The 16,383-nt window shown below is 62.1% G+C and carries 18 protein-coding genes; 12 read left to right on the top strand and 6 right to left on the bottom strand.

The genetic code is table 11. The annotated features are described in order from the left end of the window. Nucleotides 1-45: 45 nt before the first annotated feature. The 6 genes from Q0844_RS02885 (at nucleotide 46) to pip (ending at nucleotide 5,641) form a co-directional block, all read left to right on the top strand. Nucleotides 46-807: a GNAT family N-acyltransferase gene (locus Q0844_RS02885; RefSeq protein WP_299041912.1), complete on the top strand. Its 762-nt coding sequence runs from the start codon at nucleotides 46-48 to the stop codon at nucleotides 805-807. 2 nt (nucleotides 808-809) lie between these two features. After that, nucleotides 810-1,661 carry a 1-acyl-sn-glycerol-3-phosphate acyltransferase gene (locus Q0844_RS02880; protein WP_299045181.1) on the top strand — a complete coding sequence of 284 codons (852 nt, stop codon included), beginning with the start codon at nucleotides 810-812 and terminating at the stop codon, nucleotides 1,659-1,661. 235 nt (nucleotides 1,662-1,896) lie between these two features. Next, nucleotides 1,897-2,664, top strand: coding sequence for a hypothetical protein (locus tag Q0844_RS02875; protein ID WP_299041909.1), 768 nt, complete (start codon nucleotides 1,897-1,899; stop codon nucleotides 2,662-2,664). A 168-nt stretch (nucleotides 2,665-2,832) separates the two neighbouring features. Continuing rightward, complete coding sequence (gene rpsB, locus Q0844_RS02870) at nucleotides 2,833-3,708, top strand: 30S ribosomal protein S2 (protein WP_299041906.1); 876 nt, start codon at nucleotides 2,833-2,835, stop codon at nucleotides 3,706-3,708. A gap of 73 nt (nucleotides 3,709-3,781) precedes the next feature. Then, complete coding sequence (tsf, locus tag Q0844_RS02865) at nucleotides 3,782-4,657, top strand: translation elongation factor Ts (protein WP_299041904.1); 876 nt, start codon at nucleotides 3,782-3,784, stop codon at nucleotides 4,655-4,657. Between the two features lie 72 nt (nucleotides 4,658-4,729). Beyond that, nucleotides 4,730-5,641, top strand: coding sequence for a prolyl aminopeptidase (pip, locus tag Q0844_RS02860; RefSeq protein WP_299041901.1), 912 nt, complete (start codon nucleotides 4,730-4,732; stop codon nucleotides 5,639-5,641). 368 nt (nucleotides 5,642-6,009) lie between these two features. On the opposite strand, the gene Q0844_RS02855 is transcribed toward pip, so the two are convergent. From Q0844_RS02855 to Q0844_RS02835, 5 genes are all read right to left on the bottom strand, one after another. Then, entirely contained in the window at nucleotides 6,010-6,615 is a 606-nt protein-coding gene (locus tag Q0844_RS02855) for a histidine phosphatase family protein (RefSeq protein ID WP_299041899.1), read from the bottom strand. After that, on the bottom strand, nucleotides 6,616-7,365 hold the full coding sequence (locus tag Q0844_RS02850; protein WP_299041896.1) for a LuxR family transcriptional regulator: 750 nt from the start codon (nucleotides 7,363-7,365) through the stop codon (nucleotides 6,616-6,618). Beyond that, a complete protein-coding gene (gene aroQ / locus Q0844_RS02845) occupies nucleotides 7,362-7,805 on the bottom strand; it encodes a type II 3-dehydroquinate dehydratase (protein ID WP_299041894.1) in 444 nt (147 codons plus the stop codon). The genes Q0844_RS02850 and aroQ overlap by 4 nt, the downstream gene beginning before the upstream one ends. A 62-nt stretch (nucleotides 7,806-7,867) precedes the next feature. Continuing rightward, complete coding sequence (locus tag Q0844_RS02840) at nucleotides 7,868-8,338, bottom strand: MaoC family dehydratase (protein WP_299041892.1); 471 nt, start codon at nucleotides 8,336-8,338, stop codon at nucleotides 7,868-7,870. After that, nucleotides 8,335-9,336, bottom strand: coding sequence for an NADP-dependent oxidoreductase (locus Q0844_RS02835; protein WP_299041889.1), 1,002 nt, complete (start codon nucleotides 9,334-9,336; stop codon nucleotides 8,335-8,337). Before Q0844_RS02835 ends, Q0844_RS02840 begins: the two co-directional genes overlap by 4 nt. Before the next feature lie 26 nt (nucleotides 9,337-9,362). Between Q0844_RS02835 and Q0844_RS02830 the strand changes: the two genes are divergently transcribed. Beyond that, on the top strand, nucleotides 9,363-10,025 hold the full coding sequence (locus tag Q0844_RS02830) for a histidine phosphatase family protein (RefSeq protein ID WP_299041887.1): 663 nt from the start codon (nucleotides 9,363-9,365) through the stop codon (nucleotides 10,023-10,025). On the opposite strand, the gene Q0844_RS02825 is transcribed toward Q0844_RS02830, so the two are convergent. After that, nucleotides 10,016-11,017 carry an NADPH:quinone oxidoreductase family protein gene (locus Q0844_RS02825; protein ID WP_299041883.1) on the bottom strand — a complete coding sequence of 334 codons (1,002 nt, stop codon included), beginning with the start codon at nucleotides 11,015-11,017 and terminating at the stop codon, nucleotides 10,016-10,018. The genes Q0844_RS02830 and Q0844_RS02825 overlap by 10 nt on opposite strands. Nucleotides 11,018-11,152: 135 nt before the next feature. Here Q0844_RS02825 and Q0844_RS02820 point away from each other — a divergent pair, with 135 nt between their 5' ends. The 5 genes from Q0844_RS02820 to Q0844_RS02800 all read left to right on the top strand — a co-directional run bounded on the left by Q0844_RS02820 (nucleotide 11,153) and on the right by Q0844_RS02800 (nucleotide 16,248). After that, nucleotides 11,153-11,977, top strand: coding sequence for an SDR family NAD(P)-dependent oxidoreductase (locus Q0844_RS02820; RefSeq protein ID WP_299041881.1), 825 nt, complete (start codon nucleotides 11,153-11,155; stop codon nucleotides 11,975-11,977). Further along, nucleotides 11,974-12,858 (top strand): SDR family NAD(P)-dependent oxidoreductase, encoded by an 885-nt coding sequence (locus tag Q0844_RS02815; RefSeq protein WP_299041880.1) that lies wholly within the window; start codon nucleotides 11,974-11,976, stop codon nucleotides 12,856-12,858. Before Q0844_RS02820 ends, Q0844_RS02815 begins: the two co-directional genes overlap by 4 nt. Before the next feature lie 90 nt (nucleotides 12,859-12,948). Next, nucleotides 12,949-14,145, top strand: coding sequence for an acetyl-CoA C-acyltransferase (locus tag Q0844_RS02810; protein ID WP_299041878.1), 1,197 nt, complete (start codon nucleotides 12,949-12,951; stop codon nucleotides 14,143-14,145). A gap of 79 nt (nucleotides 14,146-14,224) precedes the next feature. After that, nucleotides 14,225-15,217, top strand: coding sequence for a nitronate monooxygenase family protein (locus Q0844_RS02805; RefSeq protein WP_299041876.1), 993 nt, complete (start codon nucleotides 14,225-14,227; stop codon nucleotides 15,215-15,217). 2 nt (nucleotides 15,218-15,219) lie between these two features. Further along, entirely contained in the window at nucleotides 15,220-16,248 is a 1,029-nt protein-coding gene (locus tag Q0844_RS02800) for a phosphotransferase family protein (RefSeq protein WP_299041873.1), read from the top strand. Nucleotides 16,249-16,383: the final 135 nt, after the last annotated feature.

Genomic DNA, 16,383 nt, shown 5'->3' with positions numbered 1-16,383 from the left:
GCTCAAACCTGTCCATTTCCAATGCAGCCCGCTACACCCCGTGCAATGACCAAGACCAATGCCCCCGAATTCCGCGTGGCGCTTGCCACGACCGACGCCGAACTGCGCGCGGCACAGAGGTTGCGCTACGAAGTCTTCGTGCGCGAATTGGGCGGTGGCGGTACGTTGGTGGATCACGCGGCACAGCTTGAGCAGGACCGATTTGATCCCTATTTCGACCATCTGTTGCTGCACGACGATGCGGCCGGGCAGGTGGTCGCCGTCTACCGGATGTTGCGGTCCGAACAGGCGCGGGCGGCGGGCCAGTACTATTCCGAGGATGAGTATGACCTGAGCGTGCTGCATGCTTCGGGCCGCCGATTGCTGGAACTGGGCCGGTCCTGCGTGCATCGGGCGTATCGCGGGGGACCCGCGATGTTCCATCTGTGGAATGGGCTTGCGGCCTATGTGGCCGAGCACGATATCGACATCATGTTCGGGGTCGCCTCGTTCCATGGCACGGATGTGCAGGCGCTGGCGCAGCCCTTGTCCCTGCTGCACAGCCGGCATCTGGCCCCTGCCGATCTGCGCGTCACGGCACGGCCGCCACATGCGGCATCCATGGACCTGCTGCCCGAAGACCAGATCGATCGCCGCGCCGCCATGGTCGAGGTGCCCGCGTTGATCAAGGCCTATCTGCGGCTGGGTGGCGTGGTGGGCGAGGGCGCCTATGTCGATCACGCCTTCAATACGACCGATGTATGCCTGATCATGGACACGGCCGCCATGTCAGGCCGGCAAAAGCGCATTTACGGTGCAAAATCATGAACATGACCTGGGATGGCGCGCCGCCGCCGGATCATGTGTCCAAGGGGCCGGGCGCGGTTGCGCGCATCATCTGGCGTGGCATGGGCATCGTTCTGGTCATCGTGGCCGGGTTGTCGGTGCTGCTGCCGCTGCGTCTGGTCGAGCGGCCCGTCTTCGGTCTGCACCGGCCATGGACCCCCTGGATCACGCAGATGGTTTGCCGGGTGTCGCTGTTCTGGCTGGGGCTGTCGTACCGGCGTACGGGCGCGCCGATGCAGGGGCGGGGCGCTATTGTCGCGAACCATTCGTCCTGGCTGGACATCTTTGTGCTGAATGCCGCTGACCGTATCTGTTTCGTGTCAAAATCCGAAGTGGCGGGATGGCCCGGCATCGGCACCTTGGCGCGGGCCACCGGCACGTTGTTCATCGCCCGCGATCCACGCGCCGCCAAGGCGCAGACCGCCCTGTTCGAAGAGCGTTTGCTGGCAGGTCAACGCCTGCTGTTCTTTCCCGAGGGCACGAGCACGGACGGGCTGCGCGTCCTGCCGTTCAAGACGACGCTCTTTGCGTCCTTCTTTTCAGAAGAGTTGCGCCCGCACCTGTCGTTGCAACCTGTGACGGTGGTCTACCACGCGCCAGAGGGGCGCGACGCGCGCACCTACGGATGGTGGGGGGACATGGAGTTCGGCACGCACTTGCTGGCGACGCTTGCGCTGCCCCGTCACGGGCGGGTCGAGGTGACGTATCATGCGCCGCTGCGCGTGTCGGACTATGCCAATCGCAAGGCGCTGGCGGCCGCGGCGGAACGGGCGGTGCGGGGTGATCATGCCCTTGCTGCGCGTGAACAGGGCGATAACGAAACTGCGAAATCTTAAGGTTTTGTTGCGTTTGGAGCGGTTTCACCGGTCGCTACACCCTGTGCACCGTCCGTGCACAACCTGTGCACAAAGTATGCACCGCTGGGGTGCATCAAAGCGTTCGACACCCAATTTCGAGGGTCGGAGGGGCTGATGGCACAGAACATGCGCATTCGTATGTTCAGAACAAAACGCGGTTGATCGAAACGCATTGTCGGGTAGGGTTGCCGGATTGCTTTGAGGGAGAATTTGAATGAGCATTGCCGCAATTGCGCAAGGGGCCGCCATTATCGGGTCGCTTGTGTCCACGCTGAACCAAGTCACCTCCATGTTCAAAAGCGAAGACAAGGTGAAACACACCTACGGGTCCGGTGTCAGTATCACCAACCTGACCGACTATGATTTTCACCAGGTGCAATTCACCGGCAACATTCTGGATGAGGATGGTGACCGAAACGACCGCGCCAATTGGTTCGACGCGCCCGAGAACACCTTGAAAGCGCAACACTTGCTGACGGCCGGGTTCAAGGGACATTACGACGAGGACGAGGAGGTCATTGCCGAGACATGCCTGGCCTACTATTCCCCCACATCCCCCGTCGATGGGTTGGGTATGTTGGTGTTCCTGTGGTTGGATACCTACCGGGATGATGACGAGGACGATCTGGTCGAATACCGCTGCGCGGCCTATTCGACTTTTGCGGAATCCGAACTGCGCAAGGCCAAGGATGGCACGCCGCTGGACAAGTCGATCAGTGAATTTTTCCACAAGAAACGCAAGCTTTTCCTCAAGAAGGGAATGACGTATGAACCACCGATTTTCAATACGTTCGGTTATTCCATTGGACAGAACGTGCGGGCCAAAAGCTATCTGAACTCCCATATTGGCAAGGTCCACCGAGTTATAAACGACGACAACTTTGAAATCCGGGTGTCCATGGTGGCGGGCCAGCACACCGCCTTTGAAATCATGATTAAACCTGTCGGGAAGGGCTTTGCCTCTCCGTTCGGGCACGACTGATAGGCCCCCTTCTTTTCGGTCTTGTGTTGCCCGGTTCGCTGGCCTATACGCGCGTCACTTCGCAGTCGAGGCCGGGCGGCCGGGGGAGACATCCCCGACCCGTCCACCGGTTGGTGCATCCGCACCTATGGGCTTCGGCAAGGCATAAACCGGAAAAGGATAAAGCACATGGCTCTTCCCGAGTTCTCCATGCGCCAGCTGCTGGAAGCAGGCGTACACTTTGGTCACCAGACACAGCGCTGGAACCCGCGCATGTCGCCGTTCATCTATGGCGCGCGCAATGGCATCCACATCATGGACCTGACACAGACGGTTCCCATGCTGGACCAGGCCCTGCAAGCGGTGCGGGACACCGTTGCCAAGGGCGGCCGCGTTCTGTTCGTGGGCACCAAGCGCCAGGCGGCGCAACCGATCGCGGATGCGGCCGAAAAATGCGCCCAGTACTACATGAACCACCGCTGGTTGGGCGGCACGCTGACCAACTGGCAGACCGTATCGCAATCCATCAACCGCCTGAAGTCGATCGATGAGCAGGCGGCGAACGGGTTTGACGGCCTGACGAAGAAAGAGCGTCTGGGCATGGAACGGGATCAGGGCAAGCTGCAGGCGTCGCTGGGCGGTATCCGCGAGATGGGCGGTCGTCCGGACCTTCTGTTCGTCATCGACGTGAAGAAAGAAGCGCTTGCCGTGGCCGAAGCCAACAAGCTGGGCATTCCGGTTGTGGCTGTCGTGGACACCAACTGTTCGCCCGATGGTGTGGATTATATCATTCCCGGCAATGACGACGCGGCCCGCGCCATTTCGCTTTATTGCGACCTGGCATCGCGCGCGGCCCTTGATGGCATGAGCGCCCAGCTGGGTGCGGCGGGCGTTGACCTTGGTGCGATGGAAGAGGCGCCTGTCGAAGAGGCCGTTGCCGAAGAGAGCACCGGCGTCGAAGTCGGTGCCGCATCGACCGAGACCGTGTCGGACGATGTTGTCGCCAAGGACGCACCGCTGGATATCGAATCCACGCAAGAGACGGTTGCCAAGGCCGAGAGCTGAGCCCGTCACAAACCTGACATGTGCGGCGGGCTAAGCCCTGCCGCACGACACACCCAATTGAGGAGAGCCAAGCATGGCAATCACAGCGGCATTGGTGAAAGAACTGCGCGACAGCACGGGCGCAGGCATGATGGACGCGAAAAAAGCGCTGACCGAAACCGACGGTGACATGGAAGCGGCCGTAGACTGGCTGCGCACCAAGGGTCTGGCGAAGGCTGCGAAGAAATCGGGCCGTACGGCGGCCGAGGGCCTGGTGGCTGTTGTTGTCGATGGCGGCACGGGCGTCGCGGTCGAGGTGAACTCGGAAACCGACTTCGTCGGCAAGAATGCCGAATTCCAGGAGATGGTTGCAGGCATCGCCAAGGCCGCGCTGACGGTTGATGATGTGGATGCGCTGGTTGCGGCCGATATGGGCGGCAAGTCCGTGGCTGACGTCGTGACCGACAAGATCGCGACCATCGGCGAGAACATGTCGGTGCGCCGCATGGCGAAGATCACCGGCGGCACCGTCGTGTCCTATGTCCACAATGCCGCAACTGCTGGCATGGGCAAGATCGGCGTTCTGGTCGCGATGGATGGCGGTGACGAGGCGTTTGGCAAGCAGGTTGCGATGCACATCGCCGCCGTGAACCCTGCCGCCCTGTCCGAGGCCGACATGGACGCGTCCGTGGTCGAGAAGGAAAAGCAGGTCCAGATGGACATTGCCCGCGAAAGCGGCAAGCCAGAGCAGGTCATCGAGAAGATGATCGTGGGCCGCATGAAGAAATTCGTGGCCGAATCGACCCTTCTGAACCAGTCCTTTGTTGTGAACCCGGACCTGACGGTTGCCGCCGCCGCGACCGAAGCGGGCGCAACCATCACCGGCTTTGCCCGTCTAGAAGTTGGCGAAGGCATCGAGGTCGAGAAGGAAGACTTTGCCGCCGAGGTTGCGAAGGCTGCCCAAGGCTGATCTTTTGCTTGCATGATGGTGCGAACGGCGTGTCCATATGGGCGCGCCGTTTTGCGTTGCAGGGGCTGTGAAATGCTGGATGTCGGAGACGGCCACCATCTGTGGTTTGAACAGGCCGGGCAGGGGATGGATGCCCTTGTTCTGCATGGTGGTCCGGGATCCGGGTGCCGCCCCGGGCACTATGACCTGTTCGATCTGGCCCGCTACCGCGTCACCCTGCTGGACCAGCGCGGCTGTGGCCGGTCACGCCCGCTTGCAGCCGAAACGCTGGACGCTCTTGAGGCGAACACAACCGCCCATCTGATCGCCGACATCGAAGCGGTGCGGGCGCATCTTGGTGTAGAGGCCTGGGTTCTGTTTGGCGGATCGTGGGGGACAACCCTTGCGCTGGCCTATGCGCAGGCGCACCCCGCGCGGGTAAAGGCCATGGTGCTGGCGGGTGTCGCAACCACGTCGGCGCGGGATTTGCGCTGGCTTTACGGTGATATCGGCAACATTTTTCCCGAAGCCTATTCCGCGTTCTGCGCAGCAGTGCCCGAGGTGGGAACGGACCCTTCGGAAACACCGGCCCGCATTGCGGCCTATGCCGCACGCCTGCGCGACGCGGACATGGCACAGGCGGCGGCGGATGCGTGGTGCCAGTGGGAGACGGCGATTTTCGGGGGTGATATTCGGGCACCGGGATCGCGATATGCGGACCCTGCCTTTCGCCTTGGCTTTGCCCGCATGGTGACCCACTATTTTTCACATCGCGCCTGGATGACGGACGGGCAGCTGTTGCAGGGCGTGGCACGTATCGCACATGTGCCCTGCACCATGATCCACAGCCGGTTTGATCCGTCCTGCCCGCTGCGGGCGGCGTGGGACCTGGACCAGGCCTGGCCGGCTGCACAGTTGCACGTGTTGGACGGCACGAGCCATTCCGCGCTTGATCGGGACATGACCACCGCGATCAGGACAGCCACCGACGCCTTGCAGGTCTGAAGGAAAAGCGGGCGGGACCGTCTTTGGGGTACGATCCCGCCCTTTCGTCGGCGTCCTTGGCCACGGGGATGAGACACGTGGACGCTGAAAACCCGACCCACCTGCGGAAGAATACACAGGTGAGTCGGCTCCGGAATAAACCGGCCAAGACGAAGAGCCCCCGAAATCGCGAGAGGTTCGCCTCGCTGTTCCCTGGCTAAAGCCACCACTCACGGAACATGTGTACCATGCCAAATTTACCTGACGTTAGCAAAGTGGGGGATTCCTTACCTAACGGTCAAAAATTGCAAATGACCCAAGGTTACACGCAGTTTTGTGTCCGATAAGGGGCGCGGTGTGATGCATAAACGACGTGCATCAGGGCGGGATCACACGTGGAAATAGCGCTCCATCGAGACCCATTCTTCCTTGATTTCAAGGGTTTCGCGGTCGAACTCGAGTACGTTGCCACCACCGCCGGGCGCCTGATCATACGCGCGGCTGATGGGAAGGCGCGCGCAGGCACAAAAAAGCAACGTGCCGACGGCGCCATGTCCTATGACCAGCATGTCACCGTCCGGTGCCCGTGAAATCATCGCGTGTATGCTGTTCAGGATGCGATTTTGGGCGTCTGTGGCCCTTTCCCATCCGTCTACGGATTGATCAGGCTGCGCAAAGAAGGCGTCCGCTGTCGCTTCGAAGGCGGTCTGGTGGAGAAAGCCGGTCGCAGATCGGTCGATTTCGCCGCTGTCTTCCGCAATTGAGACGGACAGGCCCAATGCCTGCGCCAAGGGCATCGCGGCGTCACGTGCCTTGCGTTCCGGACTGCTGAATACGGACCGCGAATCGCCAAGCCTGTCGCGTGCCACTTGCGCCAGCGCCGCGACGCGGGCGTGACCCACCGCGTTCAGGGGCCAATCGGGTACGGGAACGGCGGGATCAATTTCGACCTGCGGATGGCTCAGATATCGGAGCACCTGACGCGGCACAGCCACCTATGCCTCGAGAATGAACATCTGGTTGGCAAAGGCCGCCTTGAGCACTGCCTGCGCCGTGGTTTCCACTGCCAGCGCTTCGCGTGCGAGGCGCAGGTGCTTTTCCACCGTGGCCGAGGTCAGGCCCATCAAAACGGCGATGTCCTGCATGGTCTTGCCGTCGCCCACCCATTCCAGAGCTTCGCGCTGGCGTTTGGTCAGGGACCGGTTGGGGGCGGTGTAGGGCAGGGTCAGGATCTTCAGATGTGCCACGTTGTTCATCAGGTGAATGTCGCGGCCATGTTCGGCCCAGATGGCGTCCACCTCTTCCTGGGACATGCCCGCGCGCGCGGTCAGGGCAATCGCCCCCTTGGACCGCGCCGACACGGATTTGAAGCTGATGGTGTAGCCTGCGGTCACACCCATGGAATAATTGAACTGAAGCACCCGTTGTTCCGACGCGGTCAACGTTTCGGTCGATTGCATCTGTGCGAGGATACCCCAGCTGCACGCGCCTTCGTTGTTCAGGGCCCAGTTGACCATGGGGGCATGGACATAGTGCTGTTCCCCCATAAAGACGTCCGTATACGCCCTGTCGTGATTGGTCAGGATGATAAAGTCTTCGGGATCGCCCAGCGAGTTGCCGGATCGATAGCGCGTAAACCCATAGATCAGCCTGTCAAAGCCGTACTCTTCCATTTTCTTCGAGTGCGCCTCCCACAGCTCTTCTATGGTCTGGCAGTTCGACAGCCTGTGCAAATAGCTTTTCACGTGCGCCCCCCAAGATGCCCGATCAATGCGTCCAGAGCCAGAGTATAGCCTGCGACCCCAAAGCCGCAAATCATACCGACGGCCACCGGCGCAATATAGCTGTGGTGGCGAAACGCCTCGCGCGCGTGAATGTTGCTGAGGTGCAGTTCGACGACCGGCAACGCGGTGCCGAGGATCGCGTCATGCAGGGCAATCGAGCTGTGGGTGTAGGCACCGGCGTTCAGGACAATACCGTCATGGGTGCCCTTGGCGGCGTGAATGGCATCCACCAGCGCGCCCTCGTGGTTGGACTGTGCACAGGTGACGTCATAGCCGCCCGTCGCCCCGTGATCGCGGCACAGTTGTTCCACTTGCGGCAATGTGGTGGCGCCATAGATCTCGGGCTGGCGCGTACCCAGCAGGTTCAGATTGGGGCCATTGAGAACCAGGACAGAAGTCATTGGAAATACCTTAGAGTTATTCCGGTGTTAGCGACTTTGCCCGGGTTCTGTCCAGTATGGCGTTAAGGGGATGACACAAACACGGCCAGGCCAAGCCATTCTGCAACAAGTGCAGGCCGGTCCGATCCCGCGATCTCGATCGTCAGGCCCATTGTGCGCATCAGGTCCGTATCCGTGCGTTTGCTGACCTGGGTCAGGGTGAACCGTCCGCGTACCCGATCACCCGGCCTGACCGGTGACAGGAAGCGGAGCCGGTTGAACCCATAGTTGATGCCCATCGTTTGACCCGGCATCATCGGAAAGCAGTCATAGGCAAAGCGTGATGCGAGGCTGAGGGTCAGAAACCCGTGTGCGATGGTGCCACCCAGGTCAGATTGTGCCGCCCGCGCCGGATCAACATGTATCCACTGGTCGTCGTGGGTTGTGTCCGCAAAGCGGTCAATCATGGGTTGGTCGATTGCGATCCAGTTCGACACGCCAACTTCGGTGCCGACCTGCCCTTGCAGGGTTTCCAGGGCGGCATCGATGCTCATGGATCCGCGCCCACGCGCACCATGCGCTTGCCCGTGTTTTCGCCATTGAGCAGCCCGATCAACGCCTGGGGCGCGTTTTCAAGCCCGTCGACGATGTCCTCGGTCACCTTGATCTTGCCTTGGGTCACCCAGGCCTGAAGGGCGCGTGTTGCCTTGGCATCGTCGCGGGCGAAGTCCATGACGATGAACCCTTCCATCCGCAGGCGCTTCACCACCACGACACCGGGCAGGTTGCGGGGACCGGTTGGCGTCGTGGTGTCGTATTGGCTGATGGCGCCGCAGCAGACGACCCGGCCGCGTTCATTCATCAGGCCCAGCGTTGTTTCGAGGATCTCGCCGCCCACATTGTCGAAATAGACATCGACGCCATCGGGGCAGGCGGCGCGCAGCGCCTTGAACACACCGCCCGCGCGGTAGTCAACGCAGGCATCAAAGCCGAGCGTGTCCGTGACAAAGGCGCATTTGTCCGGCCCGCCCGCGAGTCCCACGACCCGACAGCCAAGCGCCTTGCCGATCTGACCCACATAGCCGCCGACCGACCCTGCCGCAGCGCTGACGACGATGGTTTCGCCGGCAAGCGGCTGGCCGACCTGCATCAACCCGTGAAACGCCGTTTTGCCCGCGATGCCATAGACGCTCAGCAGATGACTGAGAGGCTGCACCTTGGGCAGTTTCTGCACCTTGTGGGCAGGTCGTGTGACGTGATCGGCCCAGACGCTCTCTGCCGCCACGATATCACCGGCGCTCAGGCGCGGTGAACGGCTCTCGACCACTTCGCAGATGGCATAGGTGGGCATCGGGTCGCCGGCGAGCACCGCATCGCGGTAGGTCGCACCCTTCATCCAGGACCGGTTGGCGGCGTCGATGCTCATCAGGATGGTGCGCAGCAGTACCTCACCATCGTCCGGTGAGGGCATCGGCGCGTCCTGCATCTCGAAATGCTCGGGGCCAAGCGCGCCTTGGGGCAGGCTGGCAACAACGATCTGGCGGTTGGTCATGGGGGGCTCCTGAGGTATGTGGGGGCATGACGAAAGAATATCGCCAACCTGTGTATGCGCCGCCCAAGGGGGCGGCTGATCTGTTTCTGATCCGGCACGGAGAAAGCGCACCCGCGCGTCCGGGCGTGGATTTTCCGATGAAGGACGGCAGTGGTGATCCGCCGCTGCATCCGCAAGGGGACCGGCAGGCGGTAGCCGTAGGCGAGAGGCTGAAAAACGAAACCTTTGCAGCGCTTTACGTGACCAAGTTGACACGCACCCACCAGACGGCTGCGCCGCTGGCTGCACATCTGGGCATGACACCGACGGAGAATCCGCATTTGCACGAGGTGCATCTTGGTGACTGGGACGGCGGGCTGTATCGCATCAAGGCAGCAGAAGGCGATCCGATCTATCGCCGGGTTGTCGAGACGCAGGACTGGTCGGCCATCCCGGGGGCCGAGACGCGCGAAGAGTTTTTCGGTCGTGTTCGCAAGGGGTTGCTGGAAATCGCTCGAGCCCACGCCGACGCGCGCGCGGCTGTTTTTGTACATGGCGGCGTCATTGGCGCGGCATTGGCGATGGCCTCGGGGTCCGAACCTTTTGCATTTTTGGGTGCGGCAAACGGCTCGATCAGCCGCCTGGTGATCCATGGCGAGCGTATGATCGTGCGCGGGTTCAACGAAACGCAGCACCTCGATCACCTCTGATCGTTGGTCAGCACCACTTTGCCCATCACCTTGCGCTCGGAAATCAGCGACAGGGCCTGGGCTGCGTCCTGCATTGGAAAACGGGCCGAGATGCGCGGCTTGATCTGCCCTTGAGCATACATTTCAAACAGGTCTTTGACATTCTGCATGTGACCTGCCGGGTCGCGGTAGATCGAGGCGCCCCAGAACACGCCCACGATCTGGCAGGATTTCAACAGCGTCAGGTTCAACGGAATGGAGGGGATACCAGCGGGAAATCCGACCACAAGAAACCGACCGCCCCAACCCATGGACCGGATCACCGGTTCAGCATACGCGCCGCCCACGGCATCATAGGCCACCTGCACACCATCGGGTCCTGCCGCCTGTTTGATGTCCGCCGACAGCGCCTTTTGCGCGTCCCGATCCATTTCGCGGGGATAGAGGATGGTTTCGTCCGCACCGAGGTCGCGGCAAAAATCGGCCTTTTCCTGAGAACTGACGGCGGCGATGACCTTGGCGCCCGTGACCTTGCCCAATTCGATCGCAGCCGCACCGACGCCGCCTGCTGCCCCAAGGATCAGAAGGGTTTCGCCGTCTTTCAGCGCACCACGGTTCTTCAGGGCATAGTGCGATGTCCCGTAGGTGAAGATAAAGCACGCCGCCTCGTCAAAGGGCATGGTGTCGGGGATTTTCACGCATGCCGTCGCCTGCGCACACAGATGCGTGGTGAAGCCGCCGAAGCCGGTCATGGCCAGCACCCGATCCCCTTCGGCCAAGTGCGTCACGCCTGCGCCAACCGCGTCAACGACGCCTGCAATCTCGCCTCCCGGCGCGAAGGGGCGGGGTGGTTTCACCTGATAGAGGTCGCGGATGATCAGCGTATCGGGAAAGTTCACGCCCGCCGCTTTGACCGCGATGCGCACTTCGCCTTTCTTCGGCTCGGGCGCAGGCCCTTCTGTCCATTCCAGTGTTTCGGGACCACCGGGTGCGGTGCTGAGCATGGCGTGCATATCGGGTCCTCCCCCATGACGTTACGGCAGGGGTGCATTGCACCTGCCTTTGTCACATCCTGCAGTTGAGGATAGGTTGCTGTAAAGACGCGCACCGCGCGACGTTACGGTAGCCATAGATCGGAGGAGCATGCCATGGATCCCAACACCTTGTTTTCATTGGAAGGAAAGGTGGCGTTGGTCACGGGCGGGGCGACCGGCATCGGGCGGATGGCCGCCACCGGGTTGATGATGGCGGGCGCCCGTGTGTTGATCGCAAGCCGCAAGGGCGACGCCTGTGCAGCCGTGGCCGCCGAACTGAACGCACTGGACGGCCCCGGCAGCGCCGAAGGGTTTGCCGCCGACATTGGCAGCGAGGACGGCATCGCGGCGCTGGTGGCAGATGTGGCGGGCCGCGCGGACGATCTGCACATCCTGATGAACAATTCCGGCGTCACGTGGGGCGCACCGATGGGCCAGTTTCCCCATGCGGCGTGGGAAAAGGTGATGAATGTGAACGTGGCCGCCATGTTCCATCTGACCCAATCGCTGCTGCCCGTTCTGATCAAGACCGGAACCGCCGACGATCCGGCGCGTGTCGTGAATGTCGGATCGGTCATGGGGGAGGCACCAATGGGGGACGGCGCGTATTCTTATGCCGCGTCGAAGGCCGCCGTGTTGCACATGACCAAGATCATGGCCAAGGAACTGGCCCCGCATCATGTCACGGTGAACGCGCTGGCGCCGGGGCCGTTTGTTTCGAAGATGACGGCATTTGCCACCGCCGATGAAGGCATGCGCGACAAGGTCGGCGCGGACGTGCCCCTGGGCCGCGTGGGCCGGGACGAGGATATCGCCGGGTGCATGCAATTCCTCTGTGGTCGTGGCGGCGCATATCTGACGGGTGCCGTGCTGCCGGTGTCGGGTGGTATTCAGGTGATGACCGGCCCGAACCTTTTCCGTGCGGCCTTGGGCGGATGATCCGCTTTGACGATCAGGTCGCCATCGTGACGGGCGCGGGGGCCGGGTTGGGGCGCAGCCATGCCCTTGGGCTGGCCGCGCGCGGGGCCAAGGTTGTTGTCAACGACATGAGCCAGGCCGACGATGTCGTGACCGACATCGAGGCGGCAGGCGGGCAGGCCATGGCCATCGCCGCCGATGTGTCGAACGGGACGGAGGTGTTCGACATGGTCGAGGCGGTCATAGACCGCTGGGGCCGTATCGACATCCTGATCAACAATGCAGGCATTCTGCGGGACAAGACATTCGCCAAGATGGACATGCTCGACTTCACCAAGGTGATCATGGTCCACCTGATGGGCTCGGCCCGGTGTTGTCACGCGGTGTGGCCGATCATGCGCAAGCAGGGCTATGGCCGGATTGTGCTGACGTCGTCCGGGTCCGGCCTTTACGGCAATTTCGGTCAGTCGAATTATGCCGCGGCCAAAGCGGCGATGGTCGGCCTGATGAACACGCTGCATCTGGAGGGCGCGCGGGACGACATCCGGGTGAACACGCTTGCGCCCACGGCGGCAACGGCCATGACCCAAGGGGTGCTGCCCAATGCCGCGCTGGACCTGCTGCGGCCCGAAACGATCACCCCCGGCGTGCTGTACCTTGCCAGCCGCGATGCGCCCAGCCGGACAATCCTTGCCGCCGGGGGCGGCACGTTCGCGGTCACTCGGATCACGGAAACCCAAGGTGTCCTGCTGGACGAGGATGTCACACCCGAAGCGGTCGCGGACCACTGGGCCGCCATCACGGACCCGTCGGGGGCAGAACCGCTAGAAAACGCGTTTGCCCAGACCCGCAAATATGCTTTGCGCGCGGCCAAGGCCAAAGGTGTGGCGCTTGACTGGTAAGACGCGATCCTCCTTCATCTTGCCAAGTAAACTCCGGGGTCCGGGGCAGCGCCCCGGTCCGCACGTTACAACCCAAAAGGATATCTGATCATGCGCGACGCCGTCATCGTTTCCACCGCCCGCACTCCGATTGGCAAGGCTTATCGCGGCGCATTCAATGCCACGACACCGCAGGCCCTGGCCGCGCACGCGATTGAACATGCCGTCAGCCGGGCCGGGGTTGAAGGGGCAGAGGTCGAGGACGTCGTTCTGGGGGCCGCATTGCAACAGGGGCATGCGGCCAGCAACATCGCACGCCAGGCCGCGATCCGTGCGGGCCTGCCGGTGACGGTCGCGGGTATGAGCCTCGACCGGCAATGTGCGTCGGGCATGATGGCAATTGCCACGGCATCGAAACAGGTGGTGCAGGATGGCATGGATGTCGTTGTGGGCGGCGGCGTCGAATCCGTGTCCATGGTCCAGACCCAGGAGATGCGCGCGCATGGCGATCCGTGGCTCAAGGCGCACAAGCCTGAAATCTACATGACCATGCTGGAAACGGCGGAAACGGTTGCCGCGCGCTACGGCGTGAGCCGCGAGGCGCAGGACCGCTATGCCGTTCAGTCGCAGGCGCACACCGCCGCGGCGCAAGAGGCGGGCAGGTTTGCCGACGAAATTGTGCCGATGACGACGACGATGAAGGTTCAGGACAAGGAAACCAAGGCGATATCCGAGCACGAAGTGACGCTGGACAAGGACGAGGGCAACCGGCCCGGCACGGCCTACGACACCGTTGCCGGGCTGAAGCCAGTTTTTGCCGGAGGTATCCACGTGGCGCAGGGAGAGTACATAACGGCGGGCAATGCCTCGCAGCTTTCGGATGGCGCGTCGGCAGCCGTGGTGATGGAAGCGTCGCTGGCCGAGAAAAAGGGCCTGTCACCGTTGGGTCGATGTGTGGGCGTGATGGCAGCGGGATGCGAGCCGGACGAGATGGGAATTGGTCCCGTCTTTGCCGTGCCGAAGCTGCTGAAGGCGCATGGTTTGAAGATGGACGACATCGGTTTGTGGGAATTGAACGAGGCCTTTGCCGTGCAGGTGCTGTATTGCCGCGACACGTTGGGGATTCCGGACGCGTTGTTGAACGTGAATGGCGGCGCGATTTCCATCGGACATCCCTACGGAATGTCGGGCGCCCGCATGGTGGGCCACGCGCTGATCGAGGGCAAACGCCGCGGCGCAAAGCACGTGGTGTGCACCATGTGTGTCGGCGGCGGCATGGGGGCTGCCGGCCTGTTCGAGGTGCTGTGAGCGTGGCGAGGTTCGTGACTGTGGGCGCTTTCGGCGGGGATTCTTCGACGCAGAGAAGATGGGTGCGAGGAACACAGGTATGACTGCTGATCGCGCATTGCCACCTGCGCTGCAAGGGCTGCGCATTCCGATGATTGCCGCGCCCCTGTTCATCATCTCGGTGCCAGAGTTGGTGATTGCCCAGTGCAAGGCCGGCATTGTGGGGTCGTTTCCCGCGTTGAACGCGCGCGAGGCCGAGGGCGAGCCGCCCTTGCTGGATACATGGCTGACGCAGATTTCAGAAGAGCTGGACCGCCACAACCAGGCCCACCCCGACCATCCCGCAGCCCCGTTTGCGGTCAACCAGATCGTGCACCGGTCGAATGCGCGGCTTGAGCGGGATCTTGAGATCTGTGTCAAGCACGCGGTTCCGATCTGGATCACCTCGCTGGGTGCGCGGGTCGAAGTGAACGAGGCCGCGCATTCCTGCGGCGGCATTGTCCTGCATGACATCATCAACAACACCTTTGCCCGCAAGGCCATCGAAAAAGGGGCGGATGGATTGGTGGCTGTGGCCGCTGGGGCCGGTGGGCACGCAGGACAGCAGTCGCCCTTTGCGCTGATCGGTGAAATACGCGAGTGGTTTGACGGACCCGTGGCATTGTCCGGTGCGATTGCAACGGGCGAAGCCTTGCTGGCCGCCCGTGCGATGGGGGCTGATTTCGGCTATGTCGGTTCGCCTTTCATTGCCACGGACGAGGCCAATGCCGCGCAGGGCTACAAGGACATGATCGTCAGCAGCGGCGCCGAGGATATCGTCTATTCGTCGCTGTTTACCGGTGTCTGGGGCAACTATCTGCGTGGATCGGTCGAGGCGGCAGGGATGGACCCTGACCACCTGCCAACGGCGGACGCGTCATCGATGAACTTTGCATCGGGGTCCTCCAAACCCAAAGCGTGGAAGACAATCTGGGGATCGGGGCAAGGGATTGGTGCCATCACATCCGTTGGCCCCGCCGCGGATATCGTGGACCGGATGGCACGGGAATATGCCAGCGCAGGCGCGCGGTTGGCGCAGGATTTCACGAGGTAGGTATGGACACGCAAACGCTCGACACCACGGCTGTCGCCGCATTTCTCAAGGACAAGTTGCCGGGGTTCGACGGTGCCGTTGTCGCAACGAAATTTGCAGGCGGGCAGTCCAATCCCACCTACTTGCTTGAAACAGGCGCCCGCGCCTATGTGCTGCGCCGCAAGCCGCCCGGGCAGCTGCTGAGGTCAGCGCATGCGGTGGACCGCGAGTTCCGTGTGCAGAAGGCGCTGTACAACACGGACGTTCCTGTCGCGCAGATGCATGTCCTGTGCGAGGATCCGTCCGTCATCGGCTCGGACTTTTACGTGATGGATCATGTTGATGGCCGAAACTTTAACGAACCGACGATGGACGGGCTGTCCAACGACAACCGCGGGGCCGTGATTTCGGACATGAACCGCGTTCTGGCCGCCCTGCACGATGTGGATATCGACGCAGTGGGGCTCAGCGATTATGGGCCCCCGGGTCACTATCTGGAACGGCAAATCGGGCGTTGGACCAAGCAGTACCGTGCGTCCGAAACCCAGGACATTCCGGCCATGAACACGCTGATCGACCTGTTGCAGGCCGACATGCCGGACGACGACGGGCAACGGACCCTGGTCCATGGTGATTACCGGATCGACAACATGATTTTCGAGGCCGACGGCACCCGGTGCCTTGCCGTCCTGGATTGGGAATTGAGCACAATCGGTCACCCCTATGCCGACCTCGCATCGGTCATCATGCAATGGCAATTGCCGGCGGGTCCGCAGGGGCGCGGCCTGATGGGGGTGGACCGTGCGGCCCTTGGTTTGCCGTCAGATGCCGAGTTTGTGGCGGAATACTGCGCGCGGCGCGGCCTGGACCGGGTGGACCGCTTCGGGTTTTTCGTGGCGTTCTGCTTTTTCCGGATGGGGGCGATCATTCAGGGGGTCCTGAAACGCGCGATTGACGGCAATGCGTCCAACCCCGAACGGGCGATGCAACTTGGCGCCTTTGTCCCGGTGTTTGCCGAGAATGGGTTAAAGGCACTGAAGAATGATAAATAACAAATGGCTACAGGGTGTAGTGCATGTATGACATGAGGAATGGACCCCAACTGGGACGATTCAACCTAGACGCTTGACTTATCCTGTGCCTGTGCAACGCTGGACCTATCCCGCCTCGTAATCTGGTCCGAAAGA

The sequence above is a fragment of the uncultured Tateyamaria sp. genome (assembly GCF_947503465.1).
GTDB lineage: Bacteria > Pseudomonadota > Alphaproteobacteria > Rhodobacterales > Rhodobacteraceae > Tateyamaria.
The sequence above is the reverse complement of the archived record's forward strand: the minus strand, read 5'-3'. Positions and strand labels throughout refer to the sequence as shown.